Origin of the sequence: Granulicella sp. dw_53 (genome assembly GCF_018449545.1) — a bacterium.
Taxonomy (GTDB): domain Bacteria; phylum Acidobacteriota; class Terriglobia; order Terriglobales; family Acidobacteriaceae; genus Edaphobacter.
Genome location: NZ_JAAVUR010000001.1, coordinates 332339 through 354084 on the forward strand (window position 1 = coordinate 332339; position 21746 = coordinate 354084).

At 57.2% G+C, this 21746-nt stretch carries 24 protein-coding genes; 22 read left to right on the forward strand and 2 right to left on the reverse strand.

Annotated features, from left to right (window positions below):
* Window positions 1–1209, reverse strand: coding sequence for an efflux RND transporter periplasmic adaptor subunit (locus HB393_RS01455; protein WP_213803365.1), 1209 nt, complete (start codon window positions 1207–1209; stop codon window positions 1–3).
* 126 nt (window positions 1210–1335) lie between these two features.
* Window positions 1336–1941, reverse strand: coding sequence for a transcriptional repressor LexA (gene lexA, locus HB393_RS01460; protein WP_213803366.1), 606 nt, complete (start codon window positions 1939–1941; stop codon window positions 1336–1338).
* A gap of 269 nt (window positions 1942–2210) precedes the next feature.
* On the opposite strand from lexA, the gene HB393_RS01465 reads away from it, so the two are divergent.
* The 22 genes from HB393_RS01465 (at window position 2211) to flhA (ending at window position 21704) form a co-directional block, all read left to right on the forward strand.
* Window positions 2211–2972 (forward strand): response regulator transcription factor, encoded by a 762-nt coding sequence (locus tag HB393_RS01465; protein WP_213803367.1) that lies wholly within the window; start codon window positions 2211–2213, stop codon window positions 2970–2972.
* Window positions 2962–3198 carry a hypothetical protein gene (locus tag HB393_RS01470; protein WP_213803368.1) on the forward strand — a complete coding sequence of 79 codons (237 nt, stop codon included), beginning with the start codon at window positions 2962–2964 and terminating at the stop codon, window positions 3196–3198. The genes HB393_RS01465 and HB393_RS01470 overlap by 11 nt, the downstream gene beginning before the upstream one ends.
* 4 nt (window positions 3199–3202) lie before the next feature.
* The gene (locus tag HB393_RS01475; RefSeq protein ID WP_345944971.1) at window positions 3203–4540 is read left to right on the forward strand and encodes a sigma-54 dependent transcriptional regulator; all 1338 of its coding nucleotides are present in this window, start codon (window positions 3203–3205) and stop codon (window positions 4538–4540) included.
* Window positions 4541–4646: 106 nt separating this feature from the next.
* Window positions 4647–5033, forward strand: a complete 387-nt coding sequence (flgB, locus tag HB393_RS01480) for a flagellar basal body rod protein FlgB (protein WP_255550705.1) — start codon at window positions 4647–4649, stop codon at window positions 5031–5033.
* A gap of 3 nt (window positions 5034–5036) precedes the next feature.
* Window positions 5037–5549: a flagellar basal body rod protein FlgC gene (gene flgC / locus HB393_RS01485; protein ID WP_213803369.1), complete on the forward strand. Its 513-nt coding sequence runs from the start codon at window positions 5037–5039 to the stop codon at window positions 5547–5549.
* 36 nt (window positions 5550–5585) lie between these two features.
* Entirely contained in the window at window positions 5586–5888 is a 303-nt protein-coding gene (gene fliE / locus HB393_RS01490; protein WP_213803370.1) for a flagellar hook-basal body complex protein FliE, read from the forward strand.
* Window positions 5889–5938: 50 nt separating this feature from the next.
* Window positions 5939–7699 carry a flagellar basal-body MS-ring/collar protein FliF gene (fliF, locus tag HB393_RS01495; RefSeq protein ID WP_213803371.1) on the forward strand — a complete coding sequence of 587 codons (1761 nt, stop codon included), beginning with the start codon at window positions 5939–5941 and terminating at the stop codon, window positions 7697–7699.
* Entirely contained in the window at window positions 7699–8796 is a 1098-nt protein-coding gene (fliG, locus tag HB393_RS01500) for a flagellar motor switch protein FliG (protein ID WP_255550706.1), read from the forward strand. The genes fliF and fliG overlap by 1 nt, the downstream gene beginning before the upstream one ends.
* Window positions 8780–9523, forward strand: coding sequence for a FliH/SctL family protein (locus HB393_RS01505; protein ID WP_213803372.1), 744 nt, complete (start codon window positions 8780–8782; stop codon window positions 9521–9523). The genes fliG and HB393_RS01505 overlap by 17 nt, the downstream gene beginning before the upstream one ends.
* A gap of 449 nt (window positions 9524–9972) precedes the next feature.
* Window positions 9973–11283, forward strand: a complete 1311-nt coding sequence (locus HB393_RS01510) for a FliI/YscN family ATPase (protein ID WP_218623854.1) — start codon at window positions 9973–9975, stop codon at window positions 11281–11283.
* A 2-nt stretch (window positions 11284–11285) separates the two neighbouring features.
* Window positions 11286–11777, forward strand: coding sequence for a hypothetical protein (locus HB393_RS01515; RefSeq protein WP_213803373.1), 492 nt, complete (start codon window positions 11286–11288; stop codon window positions 11775–11777).
* A gap of 252 nt (window positions 11778–12029) precedes the next feature.
* The gene (locus HB393_RS01520) at window positions 12030–13385 is read left to right on the forward strand and encodes a hypothetical protein (RefSeq protein ID WP_213803374.1); all 1356 of its coding nucleotides are present in this window, start codon (window positions 12030–12032) and stop codon (window positions 13383–13385) included.
* Window positions 13386–13443: 58 nt separating this feature from the next.
* Window positions 13444–13776: a flagellar hook capping FlgD N-terminal domain-containing protein gene (locus HB393_RS01525; protein ID WP_213803375.1), complete on the forward strand. Its 333-nt coding sequence runs from the start codon at window positions 13444–13446 to the stop codon at window positions 13774–13776.
* A 112-nt stretch (window positions 13777–13888) separates the two neighbouring features.
* Window positions 13889–15112, forward strand: coding sequence for a flagellar hook protein FlgE (locus HB393_RS01530; protein WP_213803376.1), 1224 nt, complete (start codon window positions 13889–13891; stop codon window positions 15110–15112).
* Window positions 15113–15346: 234 nt separating this feature from the next.
* Window positions 15347–15829 (forward strand): flagellar basal body-associated FliL family protein, encoded by a 483-nt coding sequence (locus HB393_RS01535; RefSeq protein ID WP_213803377.1) that lies wholly within the window; start codon window positions 15347–15349, stop codon window positions 15827–15829.
* Between the two features lie 38 nt (window positions 15830–15867).
* On the forward strand, window positions 15868–16191 hold the full coding sequence (locus tag HB393_RS01540; RefSeq protein WP_213803378.1) for a FliM/FliN family flagellar motor C-terminal domain-containing protein: 324 nt from the start codon (window positions 15868–15870) through the stop codon (window positions 16189–16191).
* Between the two features lie 11 nt (window positions 16192–16202).
* Window positions 16203–16472: a flagellar biosynthetic protein FliO gene (locus HB393_RS01545; protein ID WP_213803379.1), complete on the forward strand. Its 270-nt coding sequence runs from the start codon at window positions 16203–16205 to the stop codon at window positions 16470–16472.
* On the forward strand, window positions 16469–17365 hold the full coding sequence (gene fliP, locus HB393_RS01550; protein ID WP_345944973.1) for a flagellar type III secretion system pore protein FliP: 897 nt from the start codon (window positions 16469–16471) through the stop codon (window positions 17363–17365). The genes HB393_RS01545 and fliP overlap by 4 nt, the downstream gene beginning before the upstream one ends.
* Before the next feature lie 28 nt (window positions 17366–17393).
* Complete coding sequence (locus HB393_RS01555; protein WP_213803380.1) at window positions 17394–17663, forward strand: flagellar biosynthetic protein FliQ; 270 nt, start codon at window positions 17394–17396, stop codon at window positions 17661–17663.
* 2 nt (window positions 17664–17665) lie between these two features.
* On the forward strand, window positions 17666–18448 hold the full coding sequence (locus tag HB393_RS01560) for a flagellar biosynthetic protein FliR (RefSeq protein ID WP_213803381.1): 783 nt from the start codon (window positions 17666–17668) through the stop codon (window positions 18446–18448).
* Window positions 18445–19587 (forward strand): EscU/YscU/HrcU family type III secretion system export apparatus switch protein, encoded by a 1143-nt coding sequence (locus HB393_RS01565; RefSeq protein ID WP_213803382.1) that lies wholly within the window; start codon window positions 18445–18447, stop codon window positions 19585–19587. The genes HB393_RS01560 and HB393_RS01565 overlap by 4 nt, the downstream gene beginning before the upstream one ends.
* 26 nt (window positions 19588–19613) lie before the next feature.
* Window positions 19614–21704: a flagellar biosynthesis protein FlhA gene (gene flhA, locus HB393_RS01570; protein ID WP_213803383.1), complete on the forward strand. Its 2091-nt coding sequence runs from the start codon at window positions 19614–19616 to the stop codon at window positions 21702–21704.
* Window positions 21705–21746: the final 42 nt, after the last annotated feature.

Below are 21746 nucleotides of genomic sequence, written 5' to 3' on the forward strand. Positions count from 1 at the left end.
TTATTGCTGAAGGATGACGGTGTCTCCGGGGTTGAGTCCGGCGAGGATCTCTGTCCGAGTGCCGTTCGAGATGCCGGCTTTGATGGGTACGGAACGACGGCCTTTCTTCTGCTTGGCGTCGGGTACCTCGACGGAGGCGTTGCGATCTTTGTCGTAGACGACGGCCTGCTCGGGCACGGTGAGGACGTTCTTGTGCTCTTCGAGGAGGACTTCGGCGTTGGCGGTCATGTTGGCTTTGAGCTCGCCGCCGGGATTGTCGATGGAGACGCGGACCTCGAAGGTGGTGACGTTATCCTTTTCGACTCCGAGGGGAGCGATGCGGGTGACTTTGCCGAGGAAGGTCTTGTCCTTGAAGGACTCGACCTTGATGCGGGCTGGCTGACCGAGATAGACCTTCCCGATGTCGGACTCGTCGACCTTACCTTGAACGTAGACCTGATGGACGTCTCCGATGGTCATGACGAGGGTGGCGGTGCTGCCGAGGACGAGGATGGAGGATACTGCGTCTCCTTTTTCAACGTCCCGGGAGAGGATGACGCCGTCCATGGGGGAGGTGATGGTGGTGTAGCTGAGCTGCTCCTGAAGTTGCTTGAGAGAGGAGCGGCTTTGCGCGACCTGAGCCTCGGCTTGCTGGAGCTTGGAGGTGTCGACGGAGATCTGGGCGAGGGCCTTGTCGCGGGTGTTGGCGGCGAAGAGATACTTTTGCTGAGCGTCGTCGAGAGCCTGCTGGGAGACGACTCCGTCCTTGGACATCTGCAGGGCGCGGTCGTATGTGTGTTTGTACATAGGCAGGTCGGGGGCTTCAGCGCTTACTTTGTCGTATTGAATGGCAGCGGCGGCGGCTCGGGCGTTGGATTCGGCGGCGGCGAGCTGGGCCTTCTGGGCGTCCACCTGGGCGAGGATTTCGATCTGATCGAGCTGAGCGAGGACTTGACCCTGCTTCACGATAGCGTTGATATCGGTGTCGAGGCGAGTCACGATGCCAGAGGCCTTCGATTTAACTTCTACCTTTGTGATGGGTTGGACTTTACCGGTTGCTACAACGGAACGCGCAATGTCGCCTCGTTCAGCTTTCCCAAGTTGGGAGGGTTCCAGCTTGGTGCCGTTGCCGCGGGCGGCTACAGCCATGCCGAGAACTGCGGCGACGACCAGAACGATGAGACCGGTCCAGATCCAGATTTTGCGCTTGCCTTTACGATTTGGTGCCATTGGTACAACCCCCGTGAGAACTGTCGAGCCGAGAATGGTCTCGGAGGAGTTGTACGCATTCGCCGACGAGATAGTTCCGCGATAAAAATATAAACCGTTGTTTCGATTCCTGACGCGGTCTTTCGACTACGCGTATTTGCGAAGGACGCCGAGAACTTTGCCCTGAATGCTGACGTTGGCAGCGGGGGCGTAGATGGGAGCCATCTCAGTGTTGGAGGGCTGGAGGCGAATCATATTTCCTTCGCGATAGAAGCGTTTGAGGGTGGCGTCAGAGCCGTCTATCAGTGCGACGATGATCTCTCCTTCGCGAGCCGTGCGGGTGCGCTCGACCAGAACGTAGTCGCCGGAGACGATGTGCTCATCGCGCATGGAGTCGCCGCGGACTTCCAGGGCGAAGACCTCGCGATTTCCAATGATGTCGTTCAGCGAGATGCTCTCTGCAGTCTCGATGGCCTCGACGGGTTGGCCCGCCGCGATACGGCCGAGCAGAGGAAGACGATCGGAGCCCTTCTTGCCGGAGCGTGCAGGCAGCACGTCGATGGAGCGGCTGCGGTTATGGGCGCGCTGGAGTAACCCTTTGTTTTGAAGATTCGTGATGTGCTTGTGCACTGTGGCAAGGGAACTAAGGCCGAGACCGCCGGCGATCTCTTCGTAAGACGGAGAGTAGCCGTTCTTCTGCGTGAAGCCGGAGAGAAAGTCGAGAACCTCTTTTTGCCGCCTGGTAATAGCCATGCCGGAATTGTAGCGAATAAAAAGCGAACCGGCCAGCCCTGTTTTTTATTTGCAGTATCTCTCTTGATTCAGTCGTGATTCTTAGGGAATTCCCATATTGGAAATGGTAACCGCAAAGAGTTGCAGATCTATCTTGTACCTGAGGCAACCCTGAACCAAGGTAATAGCACACGCATCAGTACGTGTCGGTACATAAAGATGCCGATGATTCGCGTATATGTGCCTTGGATAACATTGCAGTTTTTGATTGGATCGAGAGGAATAGAAAGATGCAGATTCTGATTGTTGAAGACGACGCCGCCTTGGGTTTGTTCCTGAAGAAAGGATTGAAGTTAGAGGGGCATGACGTGGAGTGGGTCTCGGATGGCGAGGCCGCTTTGGAACACGTCCGGAGAGAGAGACCTGACCTGATCGTGTTGGATCTGAGCCTGCCAAAGAAAGATGGGACAGAGGTGCTGGCTGAGATGCGAGGCCGATTCGATGGGACGGCGGTCTTAGTCCTGACGGGCCGAAGCAATGTCGAGGAGCGCATCAAGTGCCTGAACCTGGGCGCCGATGATTGCCTGCTCAAGCCCTTCAGCTTCCATGAGCTGACGGCGCGATGCCGGGCTCTGTTGCGGAGACGCGAGACGTTTGCGGATCCGGTGTTGCGGTTTGGAGAGGTGGAACTGAACCGCATCGAGCGAAAGGTTACGCACTTCGGACGAGCGGTGGAGCTGACGGTAAAGGAGTTCGCGTTGCTGGAGTTTCTGATGCAGAGGGCCGGCCGGTGCTGCAGCCGAAGCGAGCTACTTCGGCAGGTGTGGCAGATGTCTCCGGACGCGGGGACCAATGTGGTGGATGTGTATATCAACTACTTGAGGAGAAAGCTTGGAGCTGTGACCCCCGAGTCTCATGCCATGTATCCGGTGATCGCTACGGTGCGGGGCGAGGGGTACCAGATGGGTGGCGAAAAGAGAGCAGCCTTGGGTCTGTCCGTGTCTGACTTCTTTTCGAGGGATACGGCCCTGGGAGTTCTAGATGCAAGTTAGGCCTAGAGATGAGGTGTTTACAGGGATCGAGGTCGCTCTGCACGAACTCAGCCAGCCGCTTACGGTGCTGCAATGCCGGTTAGAACTGGGTTTGATGGACGGCAGTGGGAAGGCAACCCATGAAGCGGTGGAGCATGCGTTGCTTGAGTGCAGGAGAGTGAACGCAGCGGTGTCGACGATGCGTGAGTTGGTGCGACAAGGGCTGGAACAAACAGGAAGAGGGTAATGAAGTGGCAATTGGAACTGGTTTGATGGAAGTGGCCGCGACGCGAACGGTGGTATTGGCGAGTGCAGATGCTGGTCTGCGCCAGAGGCTGCGAACGACGTTGACCGGGTTGCGATGGCAGGTTCGAGAGGCGAGAGGAGGCGCGGAGGCCATGGCCTTTCTCGAGGAGGCTCGGCCTGAGGCGATCCTTGTGGATAGCTGGCTGCCAGATCTGGAGGTAGGGGAGTTTGCTGGACAACTTCGGCTGTTGTATCCGGCGATGGATCTGTTGAGAGTCGATGGAGCGACGGAGACGGGAGCGATACGGAGTCCGAGGAGAAATGAGTTGCTGCATGCGCTCCGTTTGGCGCAGGACGCTCCACCGAATGACACCGTGGCGTGGGCGACGGCACCGGAGTCGGTGCCTTTTGTTAGAGGCAGCGCAGCGGCGGTTGGGGGCGTTAGCGCGGGTTCTCGCAGCCGTGCTACGGATTCTCCTCTTTGGATGGAGCGGTCGAGAGAGCCGAGGCCTGCGCGGGAGAGTCTTGTCGGCGGCGTCTCGTCTGCGCAGTCGGGCGCTACGAATCCCCAGCGTATGTCTGGAACGATTCCAGAGCTAGTGGGCATGAGCGAACCCATGCAGGAGTTGGCGCAACTGATTCATATGGTTGCGCCACGATCGACTACCGTCCTCATCGAAGGTGAGACGGGAACAGGCAAAGAGGTTGTTGCGAAGGCGCTGCACCGGCTAAGCCTGCGTGCGGCTCGACCATTTGTAGTGCTGAACTGCGCGGCTATTCCGGAAACGTTGCTGGAGGCAGAGCTGTTCGGGCATACCCGCGGCGCGTTTACGGGGGCGGTCCATTCACGGACGGGTCGGATCGAGGCTGCCGATGGAGGCACTCTCTTTCTGGATGAGATTGGCGAGATGCCTTTAGCGTTGCAGGCGAAGATGCTGCGTTTTCTGGAGTGCGGCGAGTTGCAGCGGGTGGGCGACAATGAGACCGTGCGAGTAGATGTACGGGTCATCGCGGCGACTCATCAGCCTCTGGAACTGAGGGCCGCAGAGAAGAGTTTTCGGCTGGACCTGTATCACCGGCTAGCAGTGTTTCCGATTGAGATGCCGGCGTTGCGGACACGAATGGAGGATATCGGGCTGTTGGCGGAGCACATTCTTACGTTGCTGGGACAGGATAGTCCGAGGAAGCGCTTAACCGCAGAGGCTGCAGCGAAGCTGCATGAGCACAGTTGGCCCGGCAATGTGAGAGAGCTAATGCATGTACTGGAGCGAGGCACGATTCTCTCGGGCGAAAGGCAGGAGATTGGAGCGGAGGAGATCCGTTTTCGGAGGGTGACGCGTTAATAGGAGCTAATTTTTTACCCCGAAAGGCCGATCTAGATCTGTAACTCGATTTGGATTTCTTTCTAAGAGCGCTCTCATACGAGGGCGCTTTTGTTTGGTGGTCGGGATGCACTGTCTGATTACGGAGGTGAAGACGATGCAGGTGACGACAGCGATGGCCGATGCCTTGGGCCGGTATCTCGATCTGACCAGCGCGCAGATGAAGTTAACTGCCGGAAATATGGCGAACGTCGATACACCAGGGTTCAAGACGAAGGGCTTCGACTTTGAGACAGAGTTGACGCGGCAGCTCAACGGAAGTGAGACAGGATCGGACGACGCGCAGGTCGTCGATATCGACGGATTGGTCGCGAGACCCGATGGCAATAACGTATCGATGGACCGTGAGGCGTTGCAGCTCGCTAAGACTCAACTTCAGTTCCGCATGGGAGTGGAGTTGCTGCGGAACGAGTTCTCGGGCGTGATGAGTGCTATTCATGCGGAGGCGAAGTAAGTCATGAATCTCTTCGGAATTATGGATGTAAGCGGGTCGGGGCTCAAAGCTGAACGGGTTCGCGCTGAGGTCGTGGCGTCGAACATGGCGAACTCGGAGACGACGCAGACCGCTGAGGGAGGGCCGTACCGCAGGCACCATGTCGTATTTTCGGCTGAGGGAGGCGGGAGCTTCCAGCAGTCCATGAATGGGCAGATGAGTCTGGTTGCAAACAACATGGATAATCCATTGATTGGGCATTGGGGCGCGGGATTGGGAGGCTACTCTACCGACGCGCGGACCGTACCTGGAGGGGTGGCTGTATCGGGTGTGATCGAAGATGCGAGCGAGCCGTTACGGCGCTACGATCCGCAGCATCCAGATGCGGGTGCAGATGGTTATGTGGCGTATCCCGATATCAATCCGTTGACGGAGATGGTCGATCTGATGGGCGCGAATAGGGCTTATGGATTGAACGCTTCAGCAGTACAGGCGGAGAAGAATATGTTGTCGTCTTCGCTCGAGATCTTGAAATAGCAGCAATAGAGCCACGGGAAAGGTTTGGGGAACGTGATGCTTGATATTGGACAGATTGCGGGACAGCTTAAGAGTGCGGCTGCGGGACAGACGCAGAGTGCAAGTGGGGATGGGAATGGAGTGCCGTTCTCCGGGATGATTAAGGCGATGGTGGAACAGACGAGTGCTCTGGACCAGAAGGCTTCGAAGGCAGTCGCTGGAGTGCTGAACGGACAAGGCGTCGAGATCCACGATGCGATGATCGCGACGCAGAAGGCCAGCGTTGGATTCGAACTTGCGTTACAGGTCAGGAACAAAGCTGTAGCGGCTTATGAGCAGATGATGAATATGCAGTTTTAGAGATGCTCTGCTGAGCTTCTTGCAATATTTCCGGATGATGAGTGGAGCAGATGGCGGATAACGGACAGACAGAGATCGCGTTGCAGCGGGCAGAGCAACCAAGAGCGACGACACCAGCGGGAAGGGCGTTGGCGATGGTATCGGTTTTGCGGCAGAGGTTTGCCGCGCTGCCGCCGAAGGGAAGAAACTGGCTGGCTGCTTCTCTGATATTTCTCGGGGCAATCTGCGCGGGGATGGTCTGGTATGCGCAGCGGCCGGACTGGAGAGTGCTGTTCTCTGGGCTCGATGGAAAAGATGTGCAGCAGGTGTCTCAGGAGCTTGCTGCGGCTGGGATCCCTTACGAGATCGCCGCAGATGGAGGCGGGATCGAGGTTCCGGCCGAGATGCTGGATAAGGCTCGCATGGAGGTCGCGGCGAAGGGAATGCCGCAGACGGGACGATTGGGATTCGAGCTCTTCGATAAGCCGAATTGGGTGGGAAGTGAGTTCGACGAAAGAGTCAACTATCAAAGGGCGCTTGAGGGAGAGTTGGAGCACACGATCGGGACGATTGGGGCTGTTCGGGCAGCTCGGGTGCATTTGGTCCTGCCGCAGCAGAGTCTGTTTGCGGGAGAGCAGAAGCTGGCGAAGGCTTCGGTGGTGTTGAAACTGAAGCGTCCGTCGATGGAGCCCGAACAGGCTGACGCGATTCGCAGCCTGGTAGCGGGCTCTGTAGAGAACCTGAATCCGGATCAGGTGACGCTGGTAGATGCGGACGGACGCGTGAATATGAAACCGAGATCGAAGGATGCGGCGGAGGCGGATCTGGAGCAGGGGATGGAGGCAAAGCTTGTGGCGATGCTGGAGCCGCTTGCCGGCAGAGATAACGTTCGCGCCACAGTGAACGTGAGTTATGACGAAGGGGCCGAGGAGCGGACGGACGAGGTCTATGATCCAGCCCAGGCTGCGGCGTCATCGATGCAGAAGAGCGACCAGAGCGCGGCGCAGGTTGCGAAGGCGCAGGGAGTTCCGGGAACGGCGAGTAACTCTCCTGCGGGAGCTCCGGTAGGAACCGTTGCTGGGTCGCAGGCGGCCGCGGCGCCTGGAACTCCGCCTCTGTTGCAGAAGGAAGCTCTGCCGGTTTATCCGCAGAATGGGCCGATGGGGCAGACGCTGCATCAGGAGAATGGTACCTATCTGGTCACGAAACATACCACTCACCGGGAGCAGGGACCAGGCAGGATACGGCGGGTGACGGCGGCGGTGGTCGTGAACGATCGCTCTGTTGTGCAAGGTGAGGGCAAGGCAGCACACAGGGTCTGGAAGGCACGAAGTGGTGAGGAGATGCATCGACTGGAGCAATTGGCCCAGGCAGCCGTGGGTTTCGATTCGACACGCGGCGATCAGGTGGTTATGGAGAATGTGAGCTTCAGCTCGAATGCTCCGGAGATCGGTCCGGTTGGGATGGACAAGGTGCTGGAGGGAACGCGGACTTTGCTCCATGCACAGCCGGCGCTGCCGAAGATGTTGCTGCTCGGTGTGTTTGGTCTGCTTCTCGTGCTGCTTGTACTGAAGCCAGCGGCAAGGCAACTGAATATGGTGCTGAAGGAGCCGCCGGCGCTGGAGGCTGGTCCACAGATAAGGGGCACTGTGGAGGTGCTCACTCCGAGCGAGGCCGAGGCGCAGAGTTTGGCTATGGCTGAAACTCAGAACCGCCTGAAGGCGCAGGTGGGTCTCTTTGACCATGTCTCGGAGCACATACGGCGAGAGCCGGTACAGAGCACACGCCTGCTTGAGGCCTGGATCTCTGGCGACGAAGGAGGGAAGAGCTAATGGCGGCAGGAATGCAAGCGTCGACATCCACTGGATGGGAGACGGTACGACAGACGCCACCGCTGTTGTTGGCGGAGTCAGGCTTTGTGGCTGCGGATGTGCCGGGAATCCGGAAGGCCGCGATCCTGATGGTGGCACTCGGCGATGAGTTGGCAAAGATGCTGTTACAGAGTCTGACCGAGCGAGATGTTCGGCGAGTAACAGACGAGATCACTCAGTTGGGCGAGGTGCCGCTGACGCAACTGACGCAGGTGTTGACGGAGTTTTACGGACTGTTGGAGACACAACAGTACGTCGTACGAGGCGGCGTGGACTATGCCCTGAAGCTGTTGACGGAGGCCTTTGGGCCGCAGAAGGCGAGTCAACTGCTGGCTCAAGTGAACCGGCTGCGAGAACAGAGTGCAGGGGATCTTGCTGTGCTACAGAAGATGGAGCCGCAGCAGTTGAGTAAGTTTCTGGCCAACGAACAGCCCCAGACGGTCGCGCTTGTGATGGCTCATCTAGAGGCCAACCGGGGATCGACGGTGTTGAAGAATCTGCAGGAGCCGATGCGTGTCGAGGTGGTGCGGAAGCTGGCGGAGATGAGGCAGTTCTCTCCGGAGATGGCGCAACAGGTGGCGTTGGTGCTGCACAAACGGATGGAAGGGCTGGGGACGGGCGGACGAAAGACTTACTCGGGCTTCAAGGCGGTCGCGGACATCCTGAACGGAGTCGACCACGGGATGAGCAAGGGAATTCTCGAACAGATCGAGTCGACGGAGCCGGAGTTAGCGATCGGAATACGAAATCTCATGTTTACGTTCGAAGATCTCGTGACGGTTCCGGTGCAAAGCATTCGAGAGCTGATAGGAGCGTCTGACAGGCGAGTGCTTGCATTGGCGCTGAAGGGCGCGCAGGACAACATCAAGTCACATCTGTTCCAGGCGATGAGCTCGCGGGCCGTGGAGATGTTGAAGGAGGACATGGACGCGATGGGTCCTGTACGCGGCAAGGATGTTGCAGGCGCGAAGCAGACTCTACTGACGCTGGCGCGCACGATGGAGGCGGAAGGGAAGCTCATGTTGAAGCTGGAGGTGAACGATGATCTCGCAGTCTGAGGCGGAGGAGGCTGCCGCAGGGGAAGAGATGACAGTGCCTCTGCTGGAGGGGACCGGACGCGGCGGCAGGGAGGCGGTGCGGCTGGAGTTCGTCTCCATGGATACAGCACCGTCTCGAGCGGACGATGAAAGTGGAGCGGCTGTTGAGGTGGAGCGAGGAGTTTTGCAGGATCAGGAAGCGCGCGCCTTGCGGGAGCGGGAGGCAGAGGCGGAGCGGAGGCGATTCGCCACGGAGTTGGAGGCAACTCTCCGGAGGGGCAGGACCGAAGGGAAGGAAGAGGCGGAGGAGAAGGCGGAGCAGGAGATCGCTGCGGAGCGGAGCTCGGTGTTGCGGACTTGTGAGGCCTTCCGGAAGGAGCGTGAGGGATACTTTGGCGCGGTCGAGGCCGAGGTGGTGAAGCTGGCTCTGGCGATCGCTGCGCGGGTCTTGCATCGCGAGGTGAAGTTGGATCCGCTATTGTTGCGGGGCGTCGTGAAGGTTGCGCTGGAGAAGATCCTGGAGGAGAGCGGCACGGTTCTCCGTGTGCCGATGGAGGATTTGGCGGCGTGGCAGGAGCTTATGGAAGGTGAAGACGCCGCGACGGTCGAGGTGTCGGGCGATGCACGGCTTGCGCGTGGAGAGTGTGTTCTGGAGACGCGGGTGGGCAAGGTCGAGTTAGGGGTTGAGGCTCAGCTGGAGGAGATAGAGAAGGGGTTCTTCGATCTGCTGCAGCGAAGGCCTACCTGATGGATCTGGGATCGGTACGGGTAGTTCGTTCGTACACTTTGCTTCCACCCCCTCCCCCCGCCAAATTGGGTCAAAGTCTTCATTTGATTAAGTTTGGGCTTGGACTTTTGTATGTTGAACTCGGCGTTCCAATAGACGACTCGGGATTCATCTGTCTCTGACCTGAGAGATTTGAATTGATAAAGAACTGGAAGACTGCCGCACTAAGCGGTAGATGGTTGGACTTTTCTTCCAACTCGATTTCTTACTTCTACTTCTATTTTACGGAGCGGAGCATAACTAAACTGCCACTTCTATCTCGTTGGTCTGTCGACTGTTAGGTGGAAATGGGGCTTGACAGGTGTTTTTGCCGAAAATTTCGGGATGTGAGGTTGTAATCGGCTGTCGTGATTGGGGTTATTAGTCGCTCAACATTTCGTTGTTTTTGCCGATAAGTAGATGGAGGAAATTTGCAGCAAGCGATTCTTGAGCCTTACTTATCTCAGTTGGCGAGCCGACCTGCCTGGCGTTGGAGTGGGCGTGTTATCGAGGCCAATGGGCAGACCGTAGAGTCGGCGGGACCGCTCTGCTCCGTGGGTGAGAGCTGCGAGATTCTGGACGGCGAGGGCCGTCGACATCGCGCCGAGGTAATCGGTTTTCGGGGACGCAACGTGATGGCTATGCCTCTAGAGGAGACCCAGGGAATTCGGTTTGGAGATATGGTGCAGGCGATGGGAGCGCGTCCGAGCATTGCCGTGGGCGAGCAGATGGCAGGGCGCATTCTGAATGCAGTGGGGGCGCCTCTGGACGGGTTTGCTGCTCCCCGGGTGCGAGAGATGTGGCCGCTGGATGGGGTGATGCCGGGTCCTATGGATCGCGAGCCGATTCGTGAGCCACTCCAGACCGGGTTGCGGGTTCTGGATGGAATGTTGACGGTGGGCCGGGGACAACGGGTTGGTATCTTTGGTGGCTCCGGCGTGGGTAAGAGCACGCTGATCGGCATGATGACACGCAATACGTCGGCGGATGTGACGGTGCTGGGGTTGGTGGGGGAGCGCGGCCGCGAGGTGCGGGAGTTTGTAGAAGACGCGCTTGGGGAGGAAGGCAGACGGCGGTCGGTGGTGCTGGTCTCGACGTCGGATGAGAGCCCTCTGCTGCGGATGCGTGCAGCGATGGCGGCGACCTCGGTTGCAGAGTTTTATGCGGCGCAAGGGAAGCATGTGTTGCTGGTGCTGGACTCTTTGACACGCTATGCCATGGCAGCGAGGGAGGTCGGACTGGCCGCAGGGGAACCGCCGGCGAGCAAGGGTTATACGCCGAGTGTATTTACCAAGCTGGCGAAGCTGGTGGAGCGCGCCGGCAACTTCAAGAGAGGAAGCATCACGGCGTTCTACACGGTATTGATGGAGGGAGACGACCAGCAGGATCCGGTGGTGGACGCGGTGCGGTCGTTGCTGGACGGACATATTGTTTTGTCGCGAGCTCTCGCGTCTGCGGGACACTATCCTCCGGTGGATGTCCTGGACTCATTGAGCCGATTGATGCCGGCGGTAACGACTCCGGAGCATCAGCAGAGAGCGAGATTTGCGAGGAGGCTGTTGGCGGCGCACGCACGGTCGGAGGATCTGGTGCGCATCGGTGCTTACCGTGCGGGGACGGATCAGGAGTTAGACCGTGCACTGCTTGCGATGCCACCTCTGCGCGAGTTTATGGAGCAGGGAACTGCAGAGCGCGTGTCGATGGAAGATACCATCACGCGGCTCGTGACGATGGAAATTTAGATATGCCAGGTCGAAGCAAGACATTGAAACGATTGGTGGATCTGTACGGGGCGATGGAGGCAGCGCGCTCCGGTGAGATGCAGCGCGCCCAGATACTGCTACTGGAGGCCGAGCAGGCCCTTCGAGGACAGCAGGCCGTGAAGCATATGGCACACGCTGAGGGACGGGATGCTCTAGGGCAAGGGGACCGGATGGCGTGGATGTTTGCCGAGGTCCAGGCGGAGTTAGCGAGTGTGAAGCGACGTCGCATCGAGCCTATCGCCGAGGAGCGTGGTGCGTCGCGTGATGCCGCCAAGAAGAAGTATCTTGCCAGCCGCCTGGAGAGCGAACAGATGAACCGATTGTTCGACGATGCGGCAAAAAGAGCCGCGGTGATGCAACTAAGACGAGCACAAGCTGTGGCAGACGACCGCTTTCTTTCCCGTAAACGTTGGGCCGAGATGAAGGCTGAGCGGTTGTTGAAGAAGGAACCGCGGAATGTGAGCGCGCTCTAATGCATCGGCTCTTTGCTTTGGCGCGTGGAGTGCATTCTCTCTCGATGGGATAGGAGGTTCGCAACAATGGTACCGATTGCGACAGAGTTATTGACGATCAAGTTGCCTGTGAAGCTACCAACCTCCCCAGGGACGAACGAGGATATACACGGTTCCTTTGCGAAAAGCTTAAATGAAAATGGGTTGCTGTCAATCTTTTCATCAGCACCAGATTCTACGAAGCAGGGCGGGGTTGAGCAGGTGGCGCAAGGCTTGAAGAAAAAGCTGATGCTGCCGGAGGGCGTTCTTCCTGTGGAGCAGGCTCCGGATGGGGTGGATGTTCCGGTAGAAGGGACGAAGCCGGTTGTGGGGAATGAGGCTCCAGTGGCGCCGGCTGTTCCATCCGGGAAGAAAGAGCTTCTTCCGGAAGATGCAACGAAAGGATTGCCGAAGGTCCCAAGACATCCACTAGCTGTTAAGGGAACCGTTCCTGAGCCTGGAAAAAAAGTTGATAAGAAAGATTCGCAGAAGTTTCCGGTCGCTGTGGCTCTCTCTGATCGCAAGATCGAGACTCCGCATGTGCAACATCCGGTGATACAAATTGCACAGGCGGAGGGTCAAGGTAAAGAGATGAGCCCTGCAGCTAAACCTTCGCCTTCTATGAATGCGCCAACCGTTCCCCAGACTCAGATAGTTCCGGATGCGAAGATCCAGCAACCAACTCCAGTGGTGGTTGGAACTGCGCAGGGTCAAGTGCCGGATGAGAGTCGTGGCGCACCTGCGCTCGTCCAGCCGGGACGGAGTGTTGCCGATCGCGGTGGCGCCATAGGAACTTCGATTTCGCGAACTGAGTTGGCGAGGGCTCCTACAATGTCTGGTGTTGAAAAGAGGGATAAGGTCTCCGGAGGGGAGGTCGATTCCAGCAAGAGTGAGGTCGAAGCTGGACCTTTTGCCGGAGCGGTGGGAGTGGCCGCGCACCACGCTGAAGCGCCCAAACAAGAGGGAGGAGTCGCGATTTTAGGTGGCGAACACATTGCTCCCGTCGCGGCGGTTCAACATGAGAAGGGATTCGCACCTGAGGCTGTGCAGAGGGCTGGAAGTGCTGGATTGGGAGATGCACACGCTATCACCGGCGACGTGGGTCATGAGGGTGGTCGTGGGCGGGCACCGGAGTTGATTGCAGCGACACCGACGTCGCTCGAGGTTGGTATGGCAAATGGAGCGCACGGATGGTTGAAGGTTCGCGCGGAGTTGGAGGACGGAGTGGTAACGGCTTCTCTTTCTGCAACGACGGAGAGCGGACGGGAGGCGCTTCATCGTGAGCTGCCGTCGATGTCGGCTTATCTGCAGGACGAGAAGGTCGGCGTAGGCTCACTGGTGGTCAAGGAGGCGCCACCTGCGGATACGAGGCAGTCTTTCGATGGCTCGGGGACGCAGGGTCAAGGGCAGACTCAAAGGCAGGATTCGGAGAGGCAAGAGAGTGGTGCAGCTCCTCGAACCGGCGATGGTGTCTGGGAGCCAGCCGGTGACGAGAGGGTGCATGAGGTGCCGAATGGATTGGGTGGATCTACAGGTCTTCTAACTCCGACGGTCGGATTGAATGGGAGTTGGTTGAACGTGCGGGTGTGAGTGTTGTTCTGTGTTGTATTCGTAACGCGTAAGTAACGTAATTTCAGACAGGAGAGATATGGATATTTTCGGAAGTAATTTGATTTCGGCGGCAGGAACAGCGGCTCAGGACAAGGTCGCCTCTGTTTTGGCGCCGAAGAATGCTCAAGTAAAGACAACGGCGACCGCAAAGGACACCCCCAACTCAAGCACCGACGACAGTACAGACGCCATTACGGCGGATGATTTTATGACGTTGCTGGTTAGCGAGTTGAAGAACCAGGATCCGACACAGCCTACCGATCCCGCCACCTATATTCAGCAGATGGTTGGAGTGAGCAGCCTTCAACAGTTGACACAGATCAATCAGGGGCTGTCGATATTGGAGTCCGGAGTAACGGTTACGCCGTAGTTTTATGTTGGCGCACCGGAGAGATTCAAGACCCGATTTGCAATCCATTGGCGCCTGATAACAGACGCTTTTCATTGGTGAGGTTTTAACCAGAAGTAGACAGGAGAGAAAAATGCCATCTTTTTCAATTGCCCTCAGCGGATTGCAGGCTGATTCGGTCGCGCTCAATACAATCGGTAATAACCTTGCGAACCTCAATACGACTGCATTCAAGAGACAGGACACAACCTTCGAGGATCTGTTTTACCAGCAGATCGGAACGACTGGAGCGAATGAGTCTATGCAGGTTGGCGCGGGTACGAAGGTATCGGGTACGTCAACCGATTTTACTTCGGGATCTTTGCCATCGACGGGTAAGTCTACGGACATGGCATTGGCTGGCGATGGATTTTTTGTGGTTGAGAAGAACGGCGTGCAGTCGCTTACTCGCGCAGGAAACTTTCAACTCGACTCCTTCGGCAATCTGGAGACTGTGAACGGCGAGCAGGTAATGGGTTATGGCATTGTGAACGGCACGGCGACGGGCAATACTGCGTTGGGAGCGCTTCAACTTCCGATTGGACAGACGGAGCAGGCCCAGCCGACGCAGAACTTCTCAGTTACGGCAAATCTGAATGCAGCGGCTGATAAAGGATCTTCTTACCAGACGCCGATTACTTTGTACGACTCTTTGGGACAGAAGCACCTGGCGACCGTCAACTACACGAAGACCTCGGACAATACTTGGAGCTACTCGGTTGTACTGCCCGACGGCGAAGCCGGTACCACTACCGGCAATACTGGAACGTTGACGTTCGATTCGTCTGGCAATCTTGTATCGCCGACGAGCGTGACTGGCATTAGCTTCTCGGGACTCTCTGACGGAGCAAGCGACATGAATTTGAACTGGGAGATTGCCGGCGGGAGCCTAGGCGGCAAGCTTAGCCAGACGACTGCGGCGAGCAGCAACACGGCCGCACCCCAGGATGGGTTCGCCAGTGGCGTCTATCAAAGCTTCTCGGTGGACCCGACGGGAGTAATCACGGCTACGTTTAGCAATCAACATACTGTTGCGATCGGACAGGTAGCGGTGGCTTCTGTAGCTAACCAGGAAGGCCTGGTTCAGACTGGCAACAACGACTATCGGACGACCGCAGCTTCGGGCGACGCGATTATCGGCGTGGCAGGAACGGGCGGCCGTGCCACCATTCAGGATCAGGCGTTAGAGCAGTCGAACGTTGATATCTCGGTGGAGTTCTCTGACCTGATTGTTGCGCAGCGAGCCTTCCAGGCAAACTCCAAGACAGTAACTACGTTCGATCAGATTACACAGGATACGATCGGAATGCTGCGATAGAGAGCTGGAAATAACAGGGAGCGGACAGTGCGATGCGCTGTTCGCCCCTCTTTTTTTGCTTGCGACTGGGATGACATTTGGGAGTGCCTGCCAGCCGCGATTGTAAAGTTTCACTAATCTGAACTTCGCGCGAACGGCCATCCGCTTGCACTCTCTTTCTGCATTATGCCGGACACTCTCAATTCTCTTGACGCTAATGAGGCTTCTTCCGCCGCGCCCTCGAAGGTGGCAATTGTGCCGCTGGTAATTGCAGTCGCTGGGGCTGTTGTGTTCTCGGTCCTGCTGTTGGCGGGGGCTTTCTACTACCTGGCGAAGAGCGGTCGATTGAATATGCCGTTCTCCATTGCTGTTGCGAAGGCTCCGCCAGCGGAGGACTCATCGTTTCATTCGATGGTGTTGGAGCCGATGGTGGCGAACCTCGCGGATGCAGATGGCAGGGCCTACTTGCGTCTCGGGTTGACGTTGCGAGTCGCTACTGACCAGAAGAAAGAAAAAGCTAAAGACGAGCAGCCGAAAGAAGGAAAAGGGATAGGTGAAGCTGAGACGGCGGTGCGAGATGTTGCGCTGGAGGTGCTTGGCCATCAGACTTCGGAGGCCCTTCTCGCTGCGGATGGCAAGGAAAAGTTGAAGCTTCAGTTGAAGCAGGCGCTTGGGCAGCGCGATTCGGAGTTGAAGGTGGCGGACATTTTCTTTACGGAGTTTCTCGTACAGCGATGAGAGATCTGGGACATTACCAAGTCAGGGGACGGGATGCTATGGCCGAGGCTCAACTGGAACGAATCATCCCGCAGCTGCAACTGGGGGCGGTGGCGTCCGAAGGGAACGCGGGAGGGACCCGCATGGAGGATCATCTGGCGTGGCCGGTATTGTCACGGTTGCCTATGTTGTTAGTGGTACGAATCGCACTGACTCGCCTCAAGATTCGCGACTTGTTGCTGCTGCAAGAAGGTCAGATCTTGACGAGTGAGTGGCCGCAGACGAGCGACGTCCCATTGGCGATCGGTGACATAACACTCGGATGGAGTGAGTTTGAGGTTTCGGGACAACGGATCGGCGTGCGTTTGACGCACTTGGCATAAGGCGAGGGATTGTGCAGATTTCCAGGACGAAGAGCGTGAGAGAGGCGGACGGGTTGGCCGGATGGTTGTTGGATCGTGTCCGGGGGCTTCGCCAGCGTGCCGGTACGGAGGCAAAGGAGCTGCAGTTGCTGGAGGTTCTCTCGCTTGGAGGGAGGAGACAACTGATGCTGGTTGCATGCGGGACGCAGCAATACCTGGTAGGTTGTGGGGCGGAGAGCGTGGAGACCATTGTTAGTGTGTCCGGAGTGTCGGGCACTCGTGAGCGTGGAGACTACCGGTGAAGCTCCGTGAACTTGTGACGTTCGCTTTGTTGATGCTGTTTGCGGTTCCCGTGGCCTATGGAGGCAGGCCAGCTCCTACAGATGTTTTGACGCAGGGCACCTCGACCAAAGCTTCTTTCTGGGTGAAGCCGGCGGAAGGGAGGACGTCGGGAGCTGGGGAGAGAGGTTTTGCGATAAAGAACGCCTTGGCCTCTCATTCGCCACGCACAGACAAGCGGAATGCCGCTGGAGATGGTGGAACAAAGTCGATTGCCGCGGAGCTTGAGGGCACGAAGAGCCTGCCTTGGTCGATTGTTGTCGGCCTTACATTGCTGACGCTTCTGCCGGCGTTGTTGTTGTCGATGACACCCCTGGTGCGTCTGCTGGTAGTCTTTCATTTTTTGCGGCAGGCATTGGGAACACAGACCGCGCCTTCCAACCAAGTGCTGATGGGGTTGGCATTGATGATGACATGGTTTCTTATGGAACCTGTTTTGTTACAGGTTGAGCAGCAGGCCATCGTGCCTTATCAGGCTGGATCTATCACTGGATTGGAGGCGATGGATCGAGGCGTACAACCGGTGAAGCAGTATATGTTGCGTTACGCGCGCGAGAAGGACCTGTCTGTGTTTGCCGCGACAGGGATGGCTACACGGCCCGCGACGCGACAGGATCTGCCGATCCAGGTGGTTGTCCCTGCTTACATTTTGAGCGAGCTGAAGGCTGGATTTCAGATCGGGGCGGTTCTATTTCTCCCCTTCTTGCTTGTGGATCTGGTGGTCGCGAGTGTCACGACTTCCATAGGCATGATGCAGCTTCCCCCTGTTGTGGTTTCGACCCCGCTGAAGATATTGCTGTTTGTGATGGTGGATGGCTGGCACTTGCTGGCGGAGCAGTTGATCAAGAGTTTTTAGTGGTTGTGAGCGAGGACAAAGAGGCTATATGGGACCAGATCAGACGGTAGAGATCATGCGGAGGTTGATGACGGAGGCGATGATACTCAGCCTGCCGCTGCTGTTATCCGCGTGCGCTGTGAGTCTTCTGGTCAGTCTGTTACAGACTTTGACCGGAGTACAGGAGCAGACGTTGACGGCTGTTCCGAGGCTGGTAACGGTGTTTGTAGTGACCATGATCTCGATGCCCTGGACGATCCATCGGCTGGTTAGTTTTACGCTTCGGCTTCTCACCGATTTTCGGCGATATCTGGGATAACGATGAGCGCCGAGATAAGTCCTTTGATCGAAGGCTGGCCGCAGTATCTGACTGCCGCACTGCTGGTGATGATGCGATTGGGCAGCCTCATGGTATTCGCTCCAGTCTTCTCATCGGCTGCTGTGGCGCCGAGGTTGAAGGCAGGTTTTGTTATTGCGATGACTGTACTGCTGGCTCCAGCAGTGGCAGTCATACCTGGCGCCAGAGCGACCCTGGACATGACTGCTGTGTTGGGTGAGTTGGGTGTTGGGCTCGTTTTTGGGTTGTCTTTGTCTCTGATGAATGAGGCGTTGACGTTCGCAGGAGCTTTATTGGGAATGGAGTTCAGCTTTTCGTTGGTGAATCTGCTGGATCCTAACTCAAAGGTAGAGACTCCAGTGCTGGGACAGATGCTTGGCTGGCTGGGGATATTGGTGGTGATTGGCTCCGGACTGGATCGGACTTTATTGGCCGCTATCGTACGAAGCTTTCGGGTCGTGCCAGTGGGGCACGCCGCAGTGCAGGCTAAGACGGGCGCAGCTTTAGTCATGATGGGGAGTGGGATCTTTATGGCTGGCCTGCAACTGGCAGCGCCGGTGATCGCTGCCGCACTTACTGTAGAGGTGACGATCGCGCTGATCTCCAGGCTCTCGCCACAGCTACCTGCGATGGTGGTGAGCGTTCCACTGAAGACGCTGGTGTCCTATTGTGTGCTGATTGGCAGTCTAGCGCTGTGGCCTGCATGGATTGAGCGCCACTTTACAGCTCTGCTCGATGCGGCTGGAAAGCTGATGGTGACGCCTTGAGTGAAAAGGGAACAGAGCAAGCTACCCCGCAAAGGAAACAGAAGGCCAAGGCCAGGGGCGACGTGGTTCGAAGCCGAGAGTTACTCTCCGCAGTAGCGATGCTGAGCGGAGTTGTAATGTTGGGGGCGATGTCTCGTCAATTCCTTGCAAGCTGGGGACGTGTGTACCTCGAAAGCTTACAGGCAGCGAGAGTAGGAGAAGGAGGGGAACAGGGCTGGAACGAGGCGGTACATCGAATGATGGCGCCTGCATTGATGCCGATTGGCTTGGTGATGGCAGCTAGTTTTTGCGGAGCGCTGATCGTAGGCGTGGCTCAGGGTGGTGGCGTCTCGATTCATCCCAATGCGCTCGAACTGAAGTTTGGACGATTTAATCCGGTGACTAACCTTGGGAATCTATTCAGCCTACGGGGTGTGACTCGGACGGCGAAGTCTCTTGTGCCTGCGGCGGCGATGGTTGCATTTGGCTGGGCTTCCTTGAAGGGGCTGATGCTTCCTATGCCGGTGATGAGCATCCTGCGCTTGCCTGCTACCTTTTCGACTGCATATCAACTGATGGTCGATGCCGCGTGGGTGACTTTGGCCTGGTCCGGCTTCGACTACGCGATGGAGTGGAGAAGCTGGAACGATCGACTCAAGATGAGCAAGCAAGAGATGCGGGAAGAGATTCGCGATGCGATGGGGAATCCACAGATCAAGATGCGTATTCGCCAGGTTCAGATGGCGATGCGGCGGCGCAAGGTTAAGGCAGATATGAGCAGAGCGAGCGTAGTGATTACCAATCCGACTCATTATGCGGTGGCATTGGAGTTCAGCTTCGAGACGATGCACGCGCCGACGGTGCTGGCCAAGGGACGCGACCTGCTTGCGGCAGAGATACGGGAGGAGGCGCGATGGCTGGGTATTCCGATGATCGAGAATCCGCCGCTGGCACGCAGTCTGTACAAATCGGTAGAGCCAGGACAGTCGATTCCATTTGAGTTGTATGCGGCGGTGGCTGGAATTTTGGCTTATCTCTATCGACAGAAGGTGGAAGATCGGCGACGTCAGGAACAACATGCTGAGGCGATGCGGCAGCAAGCACGGATTCGGGCGGTGACGAACGGACCGGGGTGGCGGGATTTTGGAGGTGGTATGTGAGTGAGTTAGAGGCAGGAAACAAAAAAATGGCTTCGGCCCGAAAGATTCAAGTCCTGCTCTTGCCCGTGACAGCAATCAGCATGGTCTTTGTGATGCTGATCCCGGTGCCCAGCTTCGTTCTCGATCTGTTGTTAGCAGCGTCGATCACGGCATCGGTGATTGTGTTCTTGACTGCGGTGCAGATTCGTCGAGCGGTAGATTTTTCGGTGTTTCCGACGTTACTACTGTTGCTTACGTTGTTTCGGTTGTCGTTGAATCTCGCGTCAAGCCGTAGAATTCTCCTGCATGGACATGAGGGGACACACGCTGCAGGTGCCGTGATTGAGGCGTTTGGGCAGTTTGTTGTGGGCGGTAACTATGTCGTGGGCTTCGTGCTCTTCCTTGCGTTGATTGCGATTCAGTTTCTTGTAGTTAGTCATGGCGCGGTACGGACCGCAGAGGTTACGGCGAGATTCACGCTGGATGCCTTGCCCGGCAAGCAGATGGCGATCGATGCGGATATGAATGCGGGCCTTATCGATGAACAAGGCGCACGGAAACGCCGGCAGGCGATAGCGCGAGAGGCTGAGTTCTACGGCGCGATGGATGGCGCGGCAAAGTTCAACCAGCGGGATTCGTTGGCGACGATTCTGATTACAGCCATCAATATCGTCGCGGGCTTGCTGATCGGTGTACTGCAGCAGGGAACGGATATTGCTACGGCTTTGAAGACTTATACCATCCTCACCGTTGGCGATGGACTGGTGACCATGATTCCGAGCCTGCTGGTTTCTATTGCAGGTGGAATGGTGTTGACGAGAGCGTCTTCTGCCGGGACGCTGAATGACGAGTTGGGAACACAGCTCCTGCGCGGAAGGAACACGCTGTGGATTGCGTGTGGCGTGCTGGTGTCGCTAGCGCTGATTCCCGGACTTCCGAAGTTGTCATTTTTATTGATGGCGGCGGGCGTGGCGGTTATGGCCAAACGGCTTCCTGCGGTGAGTGAGGAGACCCTTGCTCTTGCAGAGGAAGCTGCGGCTGATACCACGGGAGCTAAAGCGAAGGCTGCTGAGGCTGCCAAGGGTGAGAACCTTGCGTCACTGCTGAAGATGGATGAGCTGACGCTGGAGATCGGCTTCCAGTTGATCTCACTCGTCGATGAGAAACAAGGGGGCCAGATGCTTAACCGCGTTCGCTCTTTGCGGCGGCATCTTGCAACAGAGCTTGGCTTTATCGTGCCCGCAGTTCATATTACGGACAATCTGAGGCTTCGGCCGCGTGAGTACGTGGTGAGCCTGCGGGGCGTGGAGATAGCTCGCTGGCAGACAGAACAGAACTTCCTGTTGGCGGTGAACTCAGATCCGAAGGCGCGACAGTTGGCTGGAGTGGAGACGCGAGAACCTGCATTTGGAGTCGCGGCACGTTGGATTCAGCCTGGCTTGGAAGAGGCTGCGCTCGCGGCGGGATATTCGGTAGTCGATCAGACGACGGTGATTGGAACGCACCTTGGTGAACTGATCCGAAGACACGCCCATGAGCTCCTTGGGAGGCAGGAAGTAAAACGTCTGCTGGATAGCATGAACGAGAGCCATCCGAAATTAGTGGAAGAACTGGTTCCGAAGCTGATGACGTTGGGCGAGGTGCAGCGCGTGCTGCAGCAGCTCTTGCGAGAGCAGGTTTCGATTCGCGATCTGGGTGCAATTCTTGAGGTCCTGGTTGAGGCGGCTCAGCAATCGAAGAATGTAGTTCATCTTGTGGAGAGTGTGCGGCAGTCACTCGGACGCGGTTTGATTCATCCTCTGCTGGATGCTCAGGGTGGATTGCGTGTCCTGATGTTGGAGCCTGGGCTCGAGTCGGAGTTGGTTAATACCTTCGATCCACAGAGCTCCGCGCTGTTGTTGGAAGATGGCGGCCGGCCTGCCGGGGTACAGAGCAACTTTATGAAGAGGCTTATGGAATCTGTGAAACGCCTAACCGGAGAGGCGTCGACTGCGGCATTCCCCGTGCTTCTTATTCCGAGTCCGGCACGTTATCACGTAAGGCGATGGCTGGAGCCTTTTCTTCCGAAGGTGACGGTATTGGCTCCAGGGGAGATTCCACCGGAGATCAAGGTCCGCAGCATCGGGACGGTGGGATAAGGAGCTTTTGAGATGGATTCAGGAGACCAGGGCTAAATGGGA